General features: G+C 62.1%; 18 protein-coding genes. 6 read left to right on the top strand and 12 right to left on the bottom strand.

All coding sequences use genetic code 11. The features are described from left to right. Positions 1 to 258: 258 nt before the first annotated feature. Positions 259 to 2265, bottom strand: coding sequence for an ATP-binding protein (locus tag AC1HFW_RS06305; protein WP_479282300.1), 2007 nt, complete (start codon positions 2263 to 2265; stop codon positions 259 to 261). A 520-nt stretch (positions 2266 to 2785) separates the two neighbouring features. Next, positions 2786 to 3367 carry a TetR/AcrR family transcriptional regulator gene (locus AC1HFW_RS06300; RefSeq protein ID WP_479282298.1) on the bottom strand — a complete coding sequence of 194 codons (582 nt, stop codon included), beginning with the start codon at positions 3365 to 3367 and terminating at the stop codon, positions 2786 to 2788. A gap of 107 nt (positions 3368 to 3474) precedes the next feature. Between AC1HFW_RS06300 and fabF the strand changes: the two genes are divergently transcribed. Beyond that, positions 3475 to 4746, top strand: a complete 1272-nt coding sequence (gene fabF, locus AC1HFW_RS06295) for a beta-ketoacyl-ACP synthase II (RefSeq protein WP_479282296.1) — start codon at positions 3475 to 3477, stop codon at positions 4744 to 4746. 53 nt (positions 4747 to 4799) lie between these two features. Here the strand turns inward: fabF and AC1HFW_RS06290 are convergent, their stop codons facing one another. Beyond that, entirely contained in the window at positions 4800 to 5990 is a 1191-nt protein-coding gene (locus tag AC1HFW_RS06290) for a hypothetical protein (RefSeq protein ID WP_479282294.1), read from the bottom strand. On the opposite strand from AC1HFW_RS06290, the gene AC1HFW_RS06285 reads away from it, so the two are divergent. Further along, positions 5971 to 6285, top strand: coding sequence for a hypothetical protein (locus tag AC1HFW_RS06285; RefSeq protein ID WP_479282292.1), 315 nt, complete (start codon positions 5971 to 5973; stop codon positions 6283 to 6285). The two genes, AC1HFW_RS06290 and AC1HFW_RS06285, sit on opposite strands and share 20 nt — an antisense overlap. A 1290-nt stretch (positions 6286 to 7575) precedes the next feature. After that, entirely contained in the window at positions 7576 to 9348 is a 1773-nt protein-coding gene (locus AC1HFW_RS06280; RefSeq protein WP_479282290.1) for an autotransporter family protein, read from the top strand. 215 nt (positions 9349 to 9563) lie between these two features. Here AC1HFW_RS06280 and AC1HFW_RS06275 read toward each other — a convergent pair whose 3' ends face one another. From AC1HFW_RS06275 to AC1HFW_RS06265, 3 genes are all read right to left on the bottom strand, one after another. Next, positions 9564 to 9749 (bottom strand): hypothetical protein, encoded by a 186-nt coding sequence (locus tag AC1HFW_RS06275; protein WP_006394571.1) that lies wholly within the window; start codon positions 9747 to 9749, stop codon positions 9564 to 9566. Positions 9750 to 10011: 262 nt separating this feature from the next. Further along, complete coding sequence (locus AC1HFW_RS06270) at positions 10012 to 10551, bottom strand: cysteine hydrolase family protein (RefSeq protein WP_479282288.1); 540 nt, start codon at positions 10549 to 10551, stop codon at positions 10012 to 10014. Positions 10552 to 10666: 115 nt separating this feature from the next. Continuing rightward, positions 10667 to 12256, bottom strand: coding sequence for a methyl-accepting chemotaxis protein (locus AC1HFW_RS06265; protein ID WP_479282286.1), 1590 nt, complete (start codon positions 12254 to 12256; stop codon positions 10667 to 10669). Between the two features lie 243 nt (positions 12257 to 12499). Between AC1HFW_RS06265 and AC1HFW_RS06260 the strand changes: the two genes are divergently transcribed. The 3 genes from AC1HFW_RS06260 (at position 12500) to AC1HFW_RS06250 (ending at position 14209) form a co-directional block, all read left to right on the top strand. Further along, positions 12500 to 12979: a hypothetical protein gene (locus tag AC1HFW_RS06260; RefSeq protein WP_479282284.1), complete on the top strand. Its 480-nt coding sequence runs from the start codon at positions 12500 to 12502 to the stop codon at positions 12977 to 12979. A gap of 30 nt (positions 12980 to 13009) precedes the next feature. Next, positions 13010 to 13420 (top strand): hypothetical protein, encoded by a 411-nt coding sequence (locus AC1HFW_RS06255; RefSeq protein WP_479282282.1) that lies wholly within the window; start codon positions 13010 to 13012, stop codon positions 13418 to 13420. A gap of 363 nt (positions 13421 to 13783) precedes the next feature. After that, positions 13784 to 14209: a hypothetical protein gene (locus tag AC1HFW_RS06250; RefSeq protein ID WP_479282281.1), complete on the top strand. Its 426-nt coding sequence runs from the start codon at positions 13784 to 13786 to the stop codon at positions 14207 to 14209. A gap of 12 nt (positions 14210 to 14221) precedes the next feature. Here AC1HFW_RS06250 and AC1HFW_RS06245 read toward each other — a convergent pair whose 3' ends face one another. The 6 genes from AC1HFW_RS06245 to AC1HFW_RS06220 all read right to left on the bottom strand — a co-directional run bounded on the left by AC1HFW_RS06245 (position 14222) and on the right by AC1HFW_RS06220 (position 18564). Beyond that, positions 14222 to 14581 carry a Rap1a/Tai family immunity protein gene (locus AC1HFW_RS06245; protein WP_061071471.1) on the bottom strand — a complete coding sequence of 120 codons (360 nt, stop codon included), beginning with the start codon at positions 14579 to 14581 and terminating at the stop codon, positions 14222 to 14224. An 80-nt stretch (positions 14582 to 14661) separates the two neighbouring features. Next, on the bottom strand, positions 14662 to 15282 hold the full coding sequence (locus tag AC1HFW_RS06240; protein ID WP_241070589.1) for a hypothetical protein: 621 nt from the start codon (positions 15280 to 15282) through the stop codon (positions 14662 to 14664). Positions 15283 to 15386: 104 nt separating this feature from the next. Further along, positions 15387 to 16211, bottom strand: a complete 825-nt coding sequence (locus tag AC1HFW_RS06235) for a ParB N-terminal domain-containing protein (protein ID WP_241075246.1) — start codon at positions 16209 to 16211, stop codon at positions 15387 to 15389. 16 nt (positions 16212 to 16227) lie between these two features. Further along, the gene (locus AC1HFW_RS06230; protein ID WP_479282279.1) at positions 16228 to 16836 is read right to left on the bottom strand and encodes an LON peptidase substrate-binding domain-containing protein; all 609 of its coding nucleotides are present in this window, start codon (positions 16834 to 16836) and stop codon (positions 16228 to 16230) included. A gap of 9 nt (positions 16837 to 16845) precedes the next feature. Further along, complete coding sequence (locus AC1HFW_RS06225) at positions 16846 to 17253, bottom strand: carboxymuconolactone decarboxylase family protein (RefSeq protein WP_020927960.1); 408 nt, start codon at positions 17251 to 17253, stop codon at positions 16846 to 16848. 141 nt (positions 17254 to 17394) lie between these two features. Then, entirely contained in the window at positions 17395 to 18564 is a 1170-nt protein-coding gene (locus AC1HFW_RS06220) for a hypothetical protein (protein ID WP_479282277.1), read from the bottom strand. Positions 18565 to 18646 lie beyond the last annotated feature (82 nt).

The following is an 18646-nucleotide window of genomic DNA, read 5'->3' as shown; positions in this document are numbered from 1 at the left end:
GCGGATGGCGACGCTAACCGCGAAGAGGCCTGACATGCCGTCGTCGCATGCCATTTACCATGCTTGTGCATCGACGCCCCAAAAATAGCGCAGAAGCGGCAAGGAAGACCTAGAAAAAAATGCGCTGGCTCCTAATGCCACACCAGACCATCTTGATAGACCTATGATGCTTGCGACGCCCATGCCGGCCGCCGTAGAATATTCGCCCCAGCTCTTTCACGGGTTGAGGCGTTTTGTGCACCAAAGCGGAGCTAGACGCTACTGAATGCCCAGCTTGTGAAAGAAGGCCTTGTTCCGAATTTCAGCATCTTTGAGCACCTTTGACCAGCTCAGAACCTCAATATACAGATTGATGTTCCCGCGCCAACTGAAGTAGCCCATTCCATCTGGCATCGGCTTGAAGTCCTTCTCGCTGTACAGCCATTCTTTGACCTTGTTGCTCAGGTCGCAGATTACATAGCCATAAAATGGCGTAGTGCTGGCGATGTGGATCGCACGCCCTTTTGGGGTACGATACTGCCCGTTTTTAAGAGCATTGACATAGCGAATCACCTGCTCGACGGGATCTTCCTTCGATGATGGATTTGCGAAGTCGTCTCGCCCGGGCCGCTTGAACTCGAATATGGTGACCGGGTTGCTGGCATCATTCTCTGACCGATACGCTACAGGACGATCAAATGCGATGATATCGGGGCGTTGGGTATTACCGCCGTTCAGAGGGAGATCCGACGCGAGATAACTGGTAAAGGTGAGGCGTTCGTCCAGCATCCAAAGATTGTGAGACTCATATCCAATTTCGACGCTATCCATCTTCGTCGGAAAAATCACATCGTGGACAGCACCTTCAGAAGGATAAGAGCCATCGGCGTCTATTTCCAGACTCCGCTTAAAAATCTCGAGGAACTGCTTCCGCAGAGCAACGTAGTGCACAAGTTCATTTTTGCTCGTTTCGGACACCCGATCAGCAAGCTCGCTTGCCCGCTCCCGAACCTGAGCCAGATCAGCTGATGCCAGGATTGATGCCACATCCTCCCTGATCCGCACCTCCTGCCTGAACTGCTCCTTGTGCAGGATGGCATCCATTTCCGACTCAGATGCCGAAGCGGGTAGCGAGGACGCGTCCACGCTCTTCACCAATGGGCGATACCATGGGGCTTTTTCCTCAACGTACTGCTGGAGACGTTCGCGTTTCCGCTCTTGGCGCGTCATAACCTGATCGTATACGGCCGCCTTCGTCAGTTCCGCAGCTTTCGCCTCAATTTGCACCTGAGAGATTCCAACGAGCAGATCCGCCTCTTTCGGAAACGAGAATGAACCTCTCTCCAATTGGACATTTCCATCGAGATAGGGGCCAAACACATATGCCTTGAGAATGTAGTTTCGCCGCCGCCCATCGTCCCCCTCTGGCCCTTCAATAAATTCATCAGAAAACTCGGGGATGTGCGCAGCCAAAGACGCTTCCGTCACCTCACGCTTGTGAGCAACCAAACTTACCTTGCTGACTTTGTTCTGAGGGGAAAAGAACTTGAACACCCGCACCGAGAAAGCCTCCTCACCACCTCCGCCGGTGAGGCAGAACGTTCCAACCGGTAATGAGACTTCGTGAATGATGGCAGCGGAGCTATCCACATAGTCGTTGAGAACGATCAGTCCTGAGCCGTCTGATTCCGATAGTTCAATTCGCGGGCATGCATACCCGTGGGTCGAGAAATAGGGAAGAAGCAACTCGACAAGCCCGCGCGCAATGCCGGTCAACTTGCGAGGGAGTTTTCCGCCCCGCTCGAATGCTAGCGTTACAGTTGTGCCAGTCGTCTGTTGGATTGGATCTGAGAATCGTTCATTGACGATTAGATCAGTCTTCTTACCCATGTCGAACTGACGGCGTTTCAGCACCCCATCCTGCCGATACGTACTGTCGATTCGAACATCGTCAAAATAGCGCAGACAGATAAATCGGCCAAAGCCTTTGCAGCCCTTGTCAATCTTGAGATCGCTATAGAGCGTATCGAACGACGCCCTGTTTGCATCGGTAAATCCAATTCCATTGTCTTCGATGACGACATCCTGAATTCTGGAATCGATCATGTCCTCAGATTCCAACTCATGCTGCGCGGACCGATTTACTTTGAGTCGTATGACTCCGTGAGACTCGCCAGCCTCTTCAATAGCCTCAATCGCATTAACAACCGCTTCAACGATGGGCGTAAAAACTGTGGTATTCGAACGGATGTTCTCCACTGCACGCTGGATATTGATGTTGCTCATCGTGACCTGAAAGCTAGGATAGGTTGACTTTTCCCGATCGGGGGCCATGCCAGATGTTACATGATCCATCACAGTTCAGTACTTTGAATCCTGTTACGTATGCCAGCGCATGCCCTTTGGTGACATGGGTCCGCAATATCCTGTGCGGAGGTTCGATGGCACCGTCACGGCCTCACTACCGACGGCTCACGAACAAATCAGCGTAGGCCGCCTGGCCGGACCTACACACGGCGTGCTCAGCGTCGCTCAACTGAGCTGAATGGCCTTTCGATTGTCCGACCATATCGCTGATTGAACGGCCGGCCGTGGCCGACTGCGGGCTTCCGTGGCCGTCTGCATAATCAACCTTGACATCAATTCTGCGGAGCCGCCGGCTTTTGCAGCCAACAGCTTGAGTTAGAGGGTGCGGCAAGCTCCCCTCCCGCCCTACTAATAACTCAGCCCCTGCGGTTGGACATTGTGAACCAGTCCGAATAGCGCTAGCTCGGACGAGTTGGGCCGGGCGACCACCAGAACAAAACTATCCGCCCAACCGCTCCCGCACGGTCGCCAAAATTTCTTCGGAAAGCCCCGGGTTACCCGCCGCCGTGGCGCGGGCGAGGGTCAATGCGCCCACCATGCTGCTCAGTGTCATGATGGCCTGCGCGCGCCTCGCCGGATCATCCCCCTGAAGCTCGCCCATGAAGCGTTGAAAGTTGCGTTCCACCCCCTGCACAAAGACCTCCGACATTTCCGGCCCTGCCCGGGCAACGTCTGCCGCCAATGCCGCAACAGGGCAACCCTCTCCGGGGTGATCGCGGTGGAACGTGGAAAGATAGCCGTGCACCAGTGCGCGGAGTCCGCCTGCACATGCGCCCTCCGCCTCCGGGGACTCCGATCCCTCTTGCGGCGTAATCGTCCACTCAAACGCGCGCGTGCAGGCCTCGCGAGCGAGGGCATCCCGGGACTCGAAGTGCCGGTACAGCCCGCCATGGGTCAACCCTGCCTCGCGGGTGATCTCGGCCAGGCCCACGCCATCCAGGCCCTTTTCTCGATAGAGGCGTGCGGCGGCGTCCACGATCCCTTCGCGGTTCCTGGCGGCCTGTGCTTTGCTGACTTTCATGGGTTAGATGATACCCCTCATCAAAATTGATTTATGATTATGTTCATCATCAATAACATCACACTCAGCCCATCGCAAGGGCTGGGTTCAATTGCAGAAGGTGCGGCATGGAACGTCGGGTAGTCATCACCGGTTTGGGCTTGGTGTCCCCTCTCGGATGCGATGTGGAGCTGGCCTGGCAGCGCTTGCTGGCGGGCCAGTCCGGAATACGCGCCTTGGATGCGGCGGTTGGCGAAGGCACCGGCGTTTCCATCGCTGGCCGGGTGCCAAGCCAGGAGCAGGATCCGCAAGCCGGATGGCGCGCCGAAGCCGTCATCCCGGCGAAAGAGCTACGCCGCATGGACCGTTTCATCGCATTTGCATTGGGCGCGGCGGATCAGGCCCTGGCGCACGCACAGTGGCGCCATCCGACCGCCGAGCAGCAGGAGCGCGCGGCGACCATCATCGGCTCCGGCGTGGGCGGTTTCAGCACCATTGTCGAAGCTGTGCGAACCACGGATGGCAAGGGGCCGCAACGCTTGTCGCCTTTCACCGTGCCGGCTTTCCTGGCCAATCTGGCGGCGGGACAGGTGTCGATCAGGCACCAGCTAAAGGGTCCGTTGGGAGCGCCGGTGACGGCCTGTGCCGCCAGCATCCAGGCCATTGGCGATGCGGCGCGCCTGATTCGGAATGACGAGGCCGACATGGCGCTCTGCGGCGGCAGCGAAGCCACCATCGACAGAGTGGCGTTAGGCAGCTTTGCGGCGGCCAAGGCGGTGAAGACCCATTGCGACAGCGAGCCCGCGAAGGCTTCCCGCCCGTTTGACCTGGCCCGGGACGGCTTTGTCATGGCCGAAGGCGCGGGACTTTTGGTGCTGGAGGCGCTGGATCATGCGTTGGCTCGCGGCGCCAGGCCGCTGGCGGAAGTCGTAGGCTACGGCACTTCCGCCGATGCCTATCATGTCACTTCCGGGCCGGAAGATGGTTCCGGCGCCGCCCGATCGATGCGCGCGGCGTTGCGGCAGGCACGGTTGCAACCCCATGACATTCAACACCTGAATGCGCACGCGACATCCACGCTTGTCGGTGACCGAGGAGAGCTGGCGGCCATTCGCCAAGTGTTTGGAGCAGGCTCCGGCCCCTCCATTACGGCCACGAAATCCGCCATGGGCCACATGCTGGGAGCCGCTGGCGCGGCCGCCGCGATTTTCACTATATTGGCCTTGCGTGACCAGATTGCGCCGCACGTGCTCAACCTGGAACATCCAGATCCGTTGGCCGACGGCCTGGACCTGATCGCTGGACGTGCGCGCGCTCATGCCATGGAGCATGCCATGCTCAACGGATTTGGCTTTGGTGGCGTCAATGCGTCGCTGGTTCTCAAGCGATTTTCAGCCTGAGCCCTGTCTCGCGGGCAGGCTCCCTGTGCCGAACTTCACGCGCTTGCCCCCCTTCAGTAATAACTAACCATCACCACCACCTGAGTAGAGTACCGACCAACCTTCAACACCTTCCCCGCCTCCGCCATCAGCGACGCCATATACGTATGAACCGCCGCAGCAGGCTTATCACCCGCCAACTCCCCGAAATTACCCACCTCCCACCGCGACACAGGCGCCGGAGCCGCAAGAATCGCGACAGGCAGATTCGCATTGTTGGGATCCAGTATCTGCATCTTCAGCCCGTTTTCCACGCCATCGTCGTTGCTCAGGATGATGGACGTACCGTCGACGTCGATGCGCCCTGCCCCCTGCAGTACGAACTGCGCCGAAAGCAGCATCAGGAATCGGGTATTTTCGTTATCCGGCGTCAGGGGGGCAGTGAGGCCGCCCGTGGGGCACAAGGGATTGATTCGAGCGCTGATCCTGAAGGGCTGTTGCTGCGGCAGATTTCCCTGGGTGCCCGTCATGGCGAGGACGCTCTTGAACTGCACCAGGTTGTCGACGCTGACATCGCCGATGCAGGTGGGCGTGAACTGCATGCGCGTGGGGGTATTGGTGATGAACGGGCCGGGATAGCCGCCAGCGCCATATGCGGCGGAGATCTTGAATATGGTTGACGACGGGACGGGGTAGCGCGCCGGCGGGGGATGATCGTTCAGTATCTTTAACCTGGCGACCAAGGTAACGCTTCTTGGGCCGGAAGCGCCCACGTAGGCAGGCGGAATATCACGCACTTCCGACAGCGGCACGCCGGGCGTGGGGACCAGGTTTGGAACCCACGGGTGGGCCTCGTCGCCGTTGACGATGATTTCCAGTTTCAGCCCGGCCTTCGTCAAGGCCTGGTTCAGTGTGGTGTAGCCGGCGAGCGCCTGGAGTTGGGGTGTCGCGGCCAAAGGCTTCCCGAACCTGTCCGCCATGAAGCACTGATAGTCGACCGTATAGGTTTTGGTTCTGTAGATTTCGGTGCCGATCGGAGGCAACGCACCAATCGAGAAATTCACTGCGGGGATCAGATCGATCCTGACGCCTGCGATGGCTTCGCATCCTGGTGATGTCGCCGATACCGCCGCCTTGGCCACGCCCGGAAGGACGAGCACAGCCGCGCACGCGACGATCAGCTTGCCTGCCTTGCGCAGGCAAGCCCGGGCGCGGAATCTCCCGCCGTTGCGACGGGTTTCCGCCTTGATTTCCGTACTGCTCATTGACGCGCTCCGTTGCCCGGGCCGCATGGAGAAATCCGCGCTTACCCGGCCACGGAACCAGCGGTTGAGGGTATTTGCCGCTCATGCTCTGGTGGCGCGCGACCGCGTCGCAGCCGATGGCTGCGTTCAGATTCTTGATGGTTTCCGGGCGATTGTCGTTGGCCTGGCCGACGACCTGTTTGATGTGACCATGCCCGCTGTTCTGTCGCTGGCGCTATCGCGGGCCGCCGATGGAACTGGGCAGGATGCCTTTAGTCGTTCTGATTCTGCATGGGAAGGATTATCCGAACGTTAAATTTTCGTCGGAGTGATCTTGGGCAGGGTCTGGATGGTGCTTGCCCGGGCGATCGGGATTCCGCTGCGGGGAGAAGGATATCGTTCCGCCCCGGCCCCACGCGAGGTATTGGATCGAAAACAGACGATTTCAAATACCGGGTTTCGCATTTCGCTGGTTACATCTTTTCGTGAACGATTTGGACCGTCCTGTCACTGAAGCAGCTCGTTGAATCAGCTGATCAGTCCCATGACCGCGTCCATGCCCCCCGTATACGACCGCAACGGCCAAGACCGCGGCCGCCTTCGTCTCGCCCTGCCCTGCAGCGACATCCACGGTGTCGGCCGGCTGAATGCGGTCGTGTACGCGGTCTGTATCGCGCTCCTGGCCGGCCTGGCCTCGGCGGCCCCGGGCGACGCCTGGGCGGCGGCCGGATATGGCGGGGGTGGCGCTGGTGGCGCCGGCCTCAACGCAGGCGGAGGCGGTGGCCAAGGCGGAGGCCTGACCGGAGGGGTCGGCGGCGCGGGCGGCAATGCGCTTCCCGGATCGCCGGCCGGTTTCGGCGGTAATGGCGGTGGAGACGGAATCTCCCCCGGCGCTCAAGGAGGGGTGGCAGGCATGGATGGTCGCGCTAGTAGCGACGGCGCGGCAGGAGGCCGCTACGGCACGCCGCAAGGTGGCGAGTCGGGCGGTGGCGGTGGAGGAGGCGGCGTCATCGGCGCGGGCGGCGGCGGCGGTGGCGGGGGCGGCACCAGCGGCCTCAACCCGGGTAACGGCAACTCCGGCGGAGATCGCGGCTACACCATCATCTTGCCCGGCTCGGTAGTCACCCTCGGGTCGACGACGGGTAACGCCGGACGGAGTTTTTCTACCGGTTCAGGTGGCGGCGGCGGAGCGGGCGTCACCGTTCCAGTCCCAGGCGTCGACATCACCATAGCCCCTTTGATGACGATAACCGGTGGCCAAGGAGGCGACGTTTACAGCTGGACTGTGACTGGAAGCATCAACCACGTCAGCGGCGGCGGGGGCGGCGGCGCGGGGCTGGTTATGTCATCCGGAACATTGTCCGTAGTCGGCAGGGTCAACGGCGGCACCGGCGGCGCGTCGCCATACATCTCTGGCTCCGGGGGAGATGCGATCGTTATCACCTCGGGATCGGTGACAGTCAAGAGCCAAGGGCAGGTCGTTGGAGGCCAGGGTGGCTTGAATGTCGCAACCCTTGCCGTGGATCCCGGGCGAACCGGAGACGGAGGCACGGGCTTGTCCATAGGATCCGGTGCCGTCATCAATGAAGGACTTATTGCCGGCGGGATGTTTGGGGATCCGCGCGCCGATCCCGCAAAACCGGTGGGGGTCGAAGGCGCGGCCTTACGCGCCGGCAGCGCGACGACCGTCATCAACAAGGGGACGCTCTCCAGCGGATCGGACGCCGTGGTGTTCGAGGGTAGCGACAACGCCCTGACGCTGTGGCAAGGGTCCACCACCACTGGCGATGTGCGCTTCGAAGGCGCCCGCAACAAGTTGGCGCTGGGCAGCGACCCCGGCATGCCGACCGCGGCGGTAAGCATGGTCGGCTCGCTCCGTTTCGGAACCAACGGCGTCTACGCGGTACGTGCCACCGCCACGCAGGCCGATTTCTTGACGGTCACCCGCAGCGCGACGCTCACAGGCGCCACCGTGCAGGTCTTGGCCACGCCGGGCGCGTACGCGGAAAGCACTGTCTACAGCATCCTGCACGCCGGCGGCACTTTCAACGGCACGCGCTTTGCCGGGGTGACGTCCGATCTGGCGTATCTCGCGCCCACGCTCAGCTACTCGGCCAACGACCAGGACGTCACCCTGACGCTGACCCGCAGGCAGGTCCAGCCGGGCGGCGACCCTTCCCTGCCCGGTCCAGGCTCAGGCGGCAACCCGCCTGCGCGCCCGATCCGCTTCGCCGACCTGGTCAGCGGCCGCAACGCGGTGGCCGCCGCCAACGCCGTCGATGGCATGCCGACCGGCAACGAGATCTACCGCCACGCCTTGACCCTGCCCAACGGCGCGCCCCAGTCCTTCTTTTCGGCGCTGTCGGGCGAAAGCCATGCCAACGCCATCGGCGCCTTGCAGGGGCTTGGTGGACAAGCGCGCAGCGTGCCGTTCTCGCACCTGCGCGCCAACCTGGGCGCCGGCCTGCGCGCCGGTTCGCCGACCGCGGCCGTGGGCGCGAGCGATGCGGCGCCGCCCTCTTCCGTCCTGCCCACAAACGGCGCGCAACCCGCCTGGGCCGAGCTGGTCGGCAACTGGCAGCGGCTGGGCGCCACGGGCGACACTTCCGAAGTGCGCATGCACACCGGCGGCATCTTCGCCGGCGCGGATGGCGCGATCGGCCGTGGCTGGCGGCTGGGCGGCGCGCTGGGCTACACCGACAGCAACCTGCGCACCGACGGCGTCGACGGCAAGACCGATATCGCCAGCTACAGCGCGGTCGTCTACGGCGGCAAGGCCTTTGACGCCGGCGCCGGCAAGCTCAATCTGTTGCTGGGCGGGGCCTACACCTGGCACGACATCCACAGCAAACGGCGTGTGGCGGTCGGCGGCCTCGATCAGACGCTGCGCGCCGATTACGGCGCCAGCACCGCGCAGGTATTCACTGAACTGGGCTGGGCGCTGAAGGCGGGTGATGCCCTCACCCTGGAACCCTATGCGGGCCTGGCCTGGGCCAATCTGCGCAGCCGTGCGTTTCAGGAAAGCGGCGGCAGCGCCGCGCTGTCGGGCGCCAGCCAGAGCAACCGCACCACCACCAGCACGCTGGGCCTGCGCGGCCGCCAGGCGCTGATGCTGGGCAACCTCCAAGGCACTCTCACTGCCGGCGCCGGCTGGCGCCATGCCTTTGGCGACGTGAACCCAACGTCGCGGGTCGCGTTCGACGCGGGCAATGCGTTCACGGTGGCGGGGGCTCCGATTGCCCGCAATGCGGCCGTGCTGGAAGCGGGGCTGGACGCCAAGGTCGGCCGTAGCGCCAGCGTGGGGCTGAGCTATGCGGGGCAGTTCGGTGCCGGTAACCAGGACCACAGCGCCACGTTGGAATGGCGCTGGGCGTTCTGACTGGGGCCGATTCGGAAGATTCGGTCCCGCCGGCTTGGGCGGCGGTGTCTTGGCCTGGCGCACTTCGCGCGCCGGCTGGGGCAATGCCTGCCTGCCCACCGCCGCTGTCGCTGATTGGCCGTTTCCGGCCCGTTGTGGTCCTTCGCTTCGCCGAACGGCCTTGCGTGAAGCGCGGTAACCCGATCAGGACGTCCGCCACCGCAACGAGGTCTGCCCTACGTTGCGTTCATTTCCTTCTCTTTCTCCTTCTTCATCTTCTCCTTGTCCTTCTTGGCCCCATCGTGATGAGACTTGATGGCGAGAAACATGCCCGTGCCCAGCACCAGGAGCTTGAACGTACCGAAGATTACAGGGACCCAAAAATTCATCATTTCCTCAAAACGCTGCGGCGGCAGCTGCATGTACTGCGCGAGGGCCAGGCAAGGCCGACCGGGCGATGGCCGTGAGGACCACGAAGCGCATCAGCCCGATTCAGCGCGGTGAGCGCCCTACTCCCTACAAGCGTCGAATTCTACCGCCGAATCCATACAAACTCTTGAATGATTCTTTATGCATGGATTTTATATCCATACAAAGGCCGTAAAATCCATACATCCGGCTCGCGCGGCGAAGCGGCATGACCCAAACCGCGCCTGGCACGCCACCTGAGGACGCCGCTCACCTTCAGTTCAAGGCGCTTAGCAGTGCGTCTGCGGTGACGACTGTGCAGTACTCGCCGTCCAGGTTGGCAAGCGACATGGCGTGGACATCTTCGGCGCTTCGCGGTGTCCCGTTCCAGTCTGTCCGACCGAATGTGAAACAGCCGTCAGCCACGAGCCACGCCTGCAAGCCAAGGTTGCCGGCCATGCGGACCGTTGCCTCGACTGAATTGTTAGTGATGACGCCCGCCACGACCAACGTGTCGTGGCCATGGGCGCGAAGCCTCTTTTCCAGGTCGGTGCCGATAAACGCGCTGTTCGTCTGCTTGGGAATGATCGGTTCGCCGGCGATGGGCGCTGTCTCGGGCTTGAATTCATGCCCTGGCTGGCCCGGCCGATAGTGAGACGCGGGATCCGTGGAGTCATGCCGGACGTGCCAGACCGGCCACCCCAGGGCGCGCCAATGGGCAAGGAGCCGACCGACCTGGCGCTCGGCATCGGGATTATTTCGTTCGCCCCAGCTTGGGTGGTCAATCGCGCGCTGCAGGTCGATCAGCAGAAGCACGGCACCGCGTGGGGAAAGTGGGGAGCGCATGTGGACAGGCCGGAGATTTTCGAATCGATCGGCGGGTCGAGACGGGGCCGAAAAGCCGAGCGAAGCCGACTATACCGCAGGACCATCACGATCGCCGCGCGGCATCCTCGCTCAAGCGGAACACACCGACCGCGCCCACCAATGCATGAGCCTGGTCCTGCATCGAGCCCGCCGCCGCCGCGGCTTCCTCGACCAGTGCGGCATTCTGCTGGGTCACTTCGTCCATCTGCGACACCGCGCGGTTGACCTGCTCGATGCCGGTGGCCTGTTCTTGCGATGCCGCGGCGATCTCGCCCATGATGTCCGTCACTCGCTTCACTGACGCGACCACCTCGTGCATCGTGGTGCCTGCGTTCTCCGCCTGGCCAGCGCCCTCGGCCACCTTGCTCACGGACGCTTCGATCAGCGCCTTGACTTCACGCGCGGCCTGCGCGCTACGTTGCGCCAACGACCGCACCTCGCCCGCGACCACCGCAAAGCCCTTGCCCTGCTCGCCCGCCCTGGCCGCTTCCACGGCGGCGTTCAGCGCCAGGATATTGGTCTGGAACGCAATCCCATCGATGACCGAGACAATCTCGGAAATCTTGCGCGAACTGGCGGAAATATCCTCCATCGTGCTGACCACCGCCGACACCACGACGCCGCCCCGCTGGGCCACTTCGGAAGCGCTTGCCGCCAGTTGATTGGCCTGGCGCGCGTTGTCGGCATTCTGCTTGACGGTGGACGCCAGTTCTTCCATCGATGCGGCGGTTTCTTCCAATGACGCGGCCTGCTCTTCGGTCCGGCTGGACAAGTCCGTGTTGCCGGCCGCGATCTGCCCCGCCGCGCTGGAGATGGTTTCGGACCCCGCCCGAATGGTCCGAACCGCGCCGGCCAGCTTGTCCTGCATATCGTGCAGCGCGCGCAGCAGTCGGCCGGTTTCATCCCGGGTGCCCGCGTGGATGGGTTGACCCAGGTCGCCACGCGCCACGGTCTCCGCCACCGCAACTGCCTGGGCAAGCGGCGCCGTAATCGACTTGGCCACCCGCCACGCGAAAAAGCCGCCCAGCACGATGGCCATGCCCGACAAGATCAGATTCAACGTGCCCGCGTTGTCGATGACCGTCTGGCTGGCGGCGCCGGCGTCCACCATCTCGGCAGATTGAATCCGGGAGATCTCGATGACGCGGTCTTGCAGGCCATCCAGCAGCGGCAGGGTCTCTTCCAGCAAGCGCTGGCGAGCGGCGTCGCGCTCGCCGCTCTTGAGGAGCGCGCCCACTCCCTGGAATGACTTCACATAGCGACCACGCACGTCTTCCAATAACCGCAACTTCAGGCGTTCATCTTCGGTGTGGAACAACGGCCGCAGGGTCTCCAGCGCCTGGTCGATCGCCTTACGGTTGGTGTCGATGCGAGCAAACAGCGTTTCGGCCGCGCGGGGGTCTGTATTGACGATCAGTTCGAGGTTCGCGCGCGCATTGGCGCGGGTCGTTACGTCAATAATGTTGATGGCGTTCGCTTTGGCCCAAGTCTGTTCTGTGATGGCGCGGTTGATGGCGCCGATGTTGGACAGTTCGTATTGCGACAGGCCGGTTAGCGCCAATAACAGGGCGAGTACTGTGCCAAAACCTAGGGTCAGCCGGGTGCCGATGGAGAGGTTGCTAAACAGGTTGCCAATAGTGAAACGCGAGCGCATGAATTTGTATTACGACGAAGGGAAAACCCTAGTGTAAAAATCATGGCGTATATCGCAACGAGGTTATGAGGGGGATTTGAGATTTCGCATGGCAGGGGGAAATTTTTTGTGGCTGCCAGCTTTGTCGAGATTCTGGGAAGGTCAAATGACTTCAGTAGCCATTCCACGCAAGGACGGAATACCCGCGCTGAAAATATGGCGTCAAACTGCAATACCATAGATGCCCCATTCGAGGACACCGACATGACATCGCAGGCAAAGCGCTTCCTGGATCATCTCTCCGCTCATGGCTGGACGGTGTTGCGCACCACGCCCACCGCGACGCCAGCGATCGCACCGTTCGAAGCGTACGGCTATGGCGCTTTCCTGGCGACATTCACCGAATTGCACAATGCGGACCAAACACGCTGGTTCCTGAGCGCAGCCGACCATGACGGCACGGCGAACAGCGCCTTTCCTTGGCACACCCTGCGCGATATCAGCCTGGAGGCTGCGCTGGACGACGCCGGCCGGCAGGCGGTCCTGGACTTCTGGCAACAGCACACGCCGATCTACATGAGCGTTGCCGGCGATTACGAATTCCTGGCGATAGAACGCGACTCGGGCCGCATCGTGCACGGCATCGAACCGGAATTCGAGGACATCCGCGTCGTTTCCCCGAATCTCGGGGCCCTGTTCGAAGACATGATTGCCGGCCGTGCCCCGGCGGCGTTTCTGGCGTAACGCCGTATGCAACAGCCTACGCAGCCCAATATGCCGCCCGATCTGAAGGCGTATACCCACGACGGCATTCCCGCTCAGGAAACTTGGCTGGACTGTGCAATCGCCGACGGCGGCCGGCTGCGCGTGGTGCTGCTTGCGGCCGATCCGCAGGCGGCAGTACCGTTGCTGGCGCGAGCCCGCTCGATCGCCCAAGCTTTGGCCGCGCACCGCAACGCGGCGCTGCATTTCCTCTGGCGCGCGGGGCGCGACAGCGGCGACCCCGAAGATGCCCCTGCAGCGTTCCTCGAACACTTCGTGCCATCGGACTTGGTCGTCTCGACTGACGGCGGTTACGTGCTGCACCTGGCGACGCGCGACGCCACCTGGTTCATGGATGGCTATTGGCCGTCCGTGCAGTTTGCCGTGGATGATGTGCCGATAGCCTGGGTCTGCGAATCCTGAACTAGGCTGTCGCTTTTCGCGGACGTTTTCTGACCCGAAGCAGCCATAGGTGCAAACTTTGGCTGCGTGTTCAGGCGGGCATTGATAAGAGTCGCGTCATAGTTCGCGTACTCCGGGAATCATACCCCGCGCCTGTCAGCGTCTCCGTCATTAAAGCGAGACGAGGCGCTTTTCAAGGGCGTTGTCGCCGCACCTTCTGAACCCTGAGCAATGGCACAAATAGCCATAAAGGTCGGCGTTATTCGTGCATTCATATTTCTCCGAGATTCGTAGAATTTCCCTGATTGATGGATCAGGCCGTTTCAACAGTCGGGCGGCTTTTTCGGTGATTGCAAATCACTTTAACAGACCGAGATTTATTCCATGGACATTTCCAAAGGCATACCTTTGACGACGAGGTCGCGCAGCATTGCGGACTTGAATCGCCCGCTCGTGAAACCGCCCGCTAACTTTGCCCATGATTTAGCAGCCTCGGCTGAAGCTCTGCGCAAAGCGGAAGCAGTGGAACGAGGCATAGGTCGCCTTGAGGCCGACAACTCCCCCCAAAATGCCGTTCAGGTTGTCATGAAGGGCGATCAACGCGTCGCGACAATTTATAAGTCCGGCGTCGTAGAGGTTACCGATCGATACGCCGAACAGTTAAAAGGCTTGAATCTTCCTGGTGATGCATCCAGCAATTTGGGATCGATTCGTGCAGCAATAATCGCGAAGGCTGTGAACGGGGAGATTTTGGATTTAAAAGCATCTCCTCCTTTCTCTTCACAGTCTCGGTTTTCAATAACGGCATAGGAGGAAAGGACCCTACCGGCAAGCGAAAGACTGATGGAGTGCCTCGCTCACCAGCGGGCCGGCATTTTCCGCGAGACGGCTGGTCGGCAGCTTGGACAAGTAGCTGTACACCCTGTCCTTCAATTCGTGAGGAAGGACGCCGGTGGGGGTGCACCAGACCGTGCCTTGTGTCTGGTCGGCGATGCCGACCACGTAGGCCTGCGCATAGGAGGAAGAAAATTGGCGGCGAAGCGATGCATCGCGGAGCTCTGAGGGCATCCGGCCTTCAAGGGCCGCGACCAGTTCGGCCCCAGTAAAGTGCCAGGTCCTAGTTCCCTGTGCCTGGCAGACCGCGCAAGCGGACAGCATGATAACCAGTGGTAGCAATCGCATAGGAAATTTCGCCTCTTTGGGGCCCGCCTGGCGGCCCTGTCGTGTGCACGCTGTTGTCCCTGCTGGACGCAGGTCTGGTCTCAAAGATGCTCGAGTTGATTGCGCGGCTGGAACTCCGGATCCTCTTTGCCTTCCAGCATCGCGTCCACCATGGCCTCGAATGCGCCAGCTGCTCGGCCGAGTGCTTCGGACGCCAGGAATACGGAGCCGCCATTTCCGGCGAGTTCCAGCGCAGCCACCGTTTCCCGTTCGTCTTCCTCGCCCCAGAGATAGTCGTGAACCACTGCAAGGCCACGACCATCCGCCTCGAAAAAATCGGCCGCTCCACGCGCTATCGAAAAAAAGACGATGAGGTCGTAGAGGTTTTCGGAATAGGTCAGCGAGCCTGCAACGAAGCACGTTCCTGTACGATCGTAGGCCGCAACTTTGATGTTCTCGGGCTCCGCGGATGTCAGGATGGCCCGCAGCGCCGCGCGGTTGTCCGCATGGCGAGCCAGCATGGCGTCGCATTCCGCAATGAGCCTGCCCAGATCCTGATTGCTGGAGGCGGCCAGATCCTTGCCTTCGGAGAGATACCACTGGCCGCCGATGGCACGCCAGTCCGACCATCTTGATGCCGCCGGCGCCGGGGCCGCGAGCCATCTGGCAAGATTCTCGCGGGGCATCTGGAGGTTGAGAAAGGCAGAATAGGGTTCGGACATGGCAACCATCGACTCTCAGGTTCTGATCAACTTTGCTTTTACCAAATAAGGGGTGTCAGGCCAATTCTCGACAAGATTCGTTCAATTGAGGCGGCAGCCCCTCGTCAATCATCCCCTCCCCCCGCCGATGCATTCCTCGCCTCAGCCAACGCCACCGTCAAATGCATCACCTTCTTCTTCAACTGATCCCTTTCATCAGTCAACCGCGCCAGCAGTTCCCGTAGCCGCGCCACCTCGGCCGGCAAATCCGCGATATTCTCAATCGGAATATCCGGCACCGCCTCCTTCGGCGGCGGCGCCTTGGCCTGGCGCACTTCGCGCGCCGCCTGCTGCAGTTCCTTCCTCCCCCCCGCCACCGCCGCGGCCTGCCGCTCGGGTGGCAAGGTCGCCACCGCCGCCGCGGCGTTGATGGAGATCGCCCCATCCTTCACCGCCCGCACCAGTTCCGGCGCGGCGGCCTTCTGGATTCGCTCGATCTGCCCCAGCGTGTTGCTGCTGATGCGCGCTTCGCGTGCCAGCGCCTGGCGGCTGAAGGTGGCGGCGGGCGGAATGGGCGGCGGTTCGGGCGGCGGCGTGCTGCCGTCGTCTTCCCACGGCGGCACGCTGCGCGACTGCAGGATTTCCTTCTTGCGCAGCGCCAGCACGCCGCGCTGGAAATCCGACACGCTGCGCCGGCCCAGGTGGTTCTCGATCATCCACAGGTGCACGTCGTCCATGGATTTGAACGAGGTGTTCTGCCGCGTCTCGAAGGGTATGCCGTGCTTCATGCACAACGCATAGCGGTTGTGGCCGTCGATCAGCAAGTCGCCCCAGACCACCAGCGCGTCGCGGCAGCCTTCGGCCAGCAGGCTGCGTTCGAGCGCCTCGCGCTCGTCGTCGGTCAAGGGGTCAATATAGGCGCGCAGGCCTTCGTCAATCCTGATATCCATGGTGTCCAAAAAAAAGCTAGACCTGCGGCCCTTCCAACGCGATACGCACGGCTTCGAGACGAACGCGCGGGTCCGTCAGCGCCAGCAGCCGGACCTTCTCGGCCGGCGGCAGCGGCAGCAGCTCGCACCAGCGATCAGCCACCCAGGCGCATTCATCCAGGCGGTACGGCGGCGCCACCGGCATCTGGTCGGCGGGCACGCCCTCCTGCTGCCATTGCGCCACCAGCCGCCCCAGCGCATCGGCGCAGGGTTGCAGCGGCGCCGGCACGGGGAGCGGCGGGTCATCGTCGATGGGCTCGGTTTCGCCCATCCAAAGACCGTATTTTGCCAGTTGGCTGGATAGCAGCCGAAAGCGCTGGGTGCCGATGCAGCGCAATTGCAGCAAGGCGGGCATGGGCGCGTCCCAGGCGTCGATGCGGGCCAGCGTGCCGACGCCGGCCAGGGTCTCGTGGCCCTCGGGCGAGCGGACCTCGTTGCCGGCCAGCAGCGCGACCACGCCGAACTCGCTGCCGTCGGCGATGCAGCGGCGGATCATGTCCAGGTAGCGCACTTCGAAGATGCGCAGGTGCAGGACGCCGGCGGGAAACAGCGCGTTGGACAGCGGGAACAGCGGGATGGTGGCCATGGCGCCGCCCTACTTCACCGTGAAGGCGTCGTCGACCGGCACCTGCATGGCGGTGACCAGCGCGTTGGTCTGGGCGGCCATGCCGATGACGGCGAGCAGTTCGGCGTGCTGGCCGTCGGTCATGCCCTTGGCGCGGGCGGCGGCGGTGTGGGAATGGATGCAGTAGCTGCAACCGTTGGCCGTCGATACCGCGATGTAGATCATCTCGCGCACCAGGGGCGGGATTTCGCCGTCGGCCATCATGACCTGCTTGAGCTGCTCCCAGACGCGCTTGAGCTGGGGCGGGTCGTTGGCCAGGGCGCGCCAGAAGTTGTTGACGAAATCGGATTTGCGGGTGGCGCGGATGTCTTCGAACACCGCCCACGCCTCGGGGATCTTGCGCGCTTCTTCATCCGACAGCAGATGCACCGTAGCCATATGCCACTCCAACAGGTAGACGGCCGGGCGGCGGCGTGCCGCCCGCGCAACGTCCCATTGAACTGGAAAGCCCGGCTTGGTTCAAGCCGCCTGGTGCCGTTCCGCAGGGGGCCCCTCCCCTGATTCGGGTCGCCTGGCGGCCTAGTAGTAACTCACTCTGACGAGCACCTGCGTCGAGTACTTGCCAAGCTTCAATTCCTTGCCTGGATCCGCTGTCAGCGATGCCGTATAGGTGTGGACTGCCGCGGCGGGATTGTCGCCCATCAGCTGGCCGAAATTGCCGGCGTCCTGATACAACGGAGGGACCAGCGCGGGAAGGATTTCGACGGGCTGGTTCGCATTGCTGGTATCCAGGATCTGCAATTTCAACCCGTTCTCTACGCCATCCTCATTGTTGAGGATGATGGACGTGCCACCGTCGCCGATGCGCCCAGGCCCTTGCATGACAAACTGGGCCGAAAGCCACATCAGGAATCTGGTGTTGGCGTTATCCGGCACGAGGGGGGCCGTGAGTGAACCCAGATTGCAGGCGGGGTTGATCCGGGCGGTTACGTTGAAGGGGAGTTGTTGCGGCAGGTTTCCCTGGTTGCCCGTCATGGCAACGACACTCTTGAACTGCACCAGGTTGTCCACGCTGACGTCGCCGATGCACTTGGGGGTGAACTGCATGCGCGTGGGGGTGTTGGTAACGAATGGACCAGGCGAAGACCCGGCCCCATACGCCGCGACCAGCTTGAATATGGTTCCCGAGGGGACGGGGTAGCGGGCCGCTGGGGGATTGCTATTCATCACCGACAATTTCGCGACCAGGGTGAGGACTCGTGGGCCGGAACTGCCCGTGTAGGCGGGGCCGGCGGGATAGACCTCCGATATCGGAAGGCCAGGTTGCAGGTTCGGCAACCAGGGAGACGTCTCGTTGCCGTTGACAATGATTTCCAGCTTCAATCCCGCCTTGTTCAGGGCCCGGTTCAGCGTGGTGTAGTCGCCCAGTGCCTGGAGTTGGGGGGTTACGGTCACGGGGTTACCGAACCTGTCGTGATAGGAGCAATCGTAGTTGATGAAATAAGTGATGGTTCTATAGATTTCGGTGCCGGGCGGCGGTAGCGTGCCAAGCGTGAAATTCACGGAAGGAATGAGCTTGATCTGCGCGCCGCCGCTGGAAGTGCAACCGATCTGGGCCATCGCCAGGCGCGGGAATAGCATCACCGCCGCACAGAGGATGATCAGCATCCCCGCCATTCGCGCGCCATGGCGGGCCCAAAGGCTCACGCCGTTGCGACGGGTTTCCGCCGTGATTGTCGTGTTGTTCATTGCCGCGCTCCATTGCCCGGGATGCAGGATGAAATCTGCGCACGACAGCGTCGCGGCCGTTGCTTGGCGTCCAGATTCCAGG

The sequence above is a fragment of the Achromobacter sp. ISS7 genome, from assembly GCF_056523125.1.
Note: the sequence above shows the minus strand (reverse complement) of the source record. Positions and strands in the feature narration are given on the sequence as shown.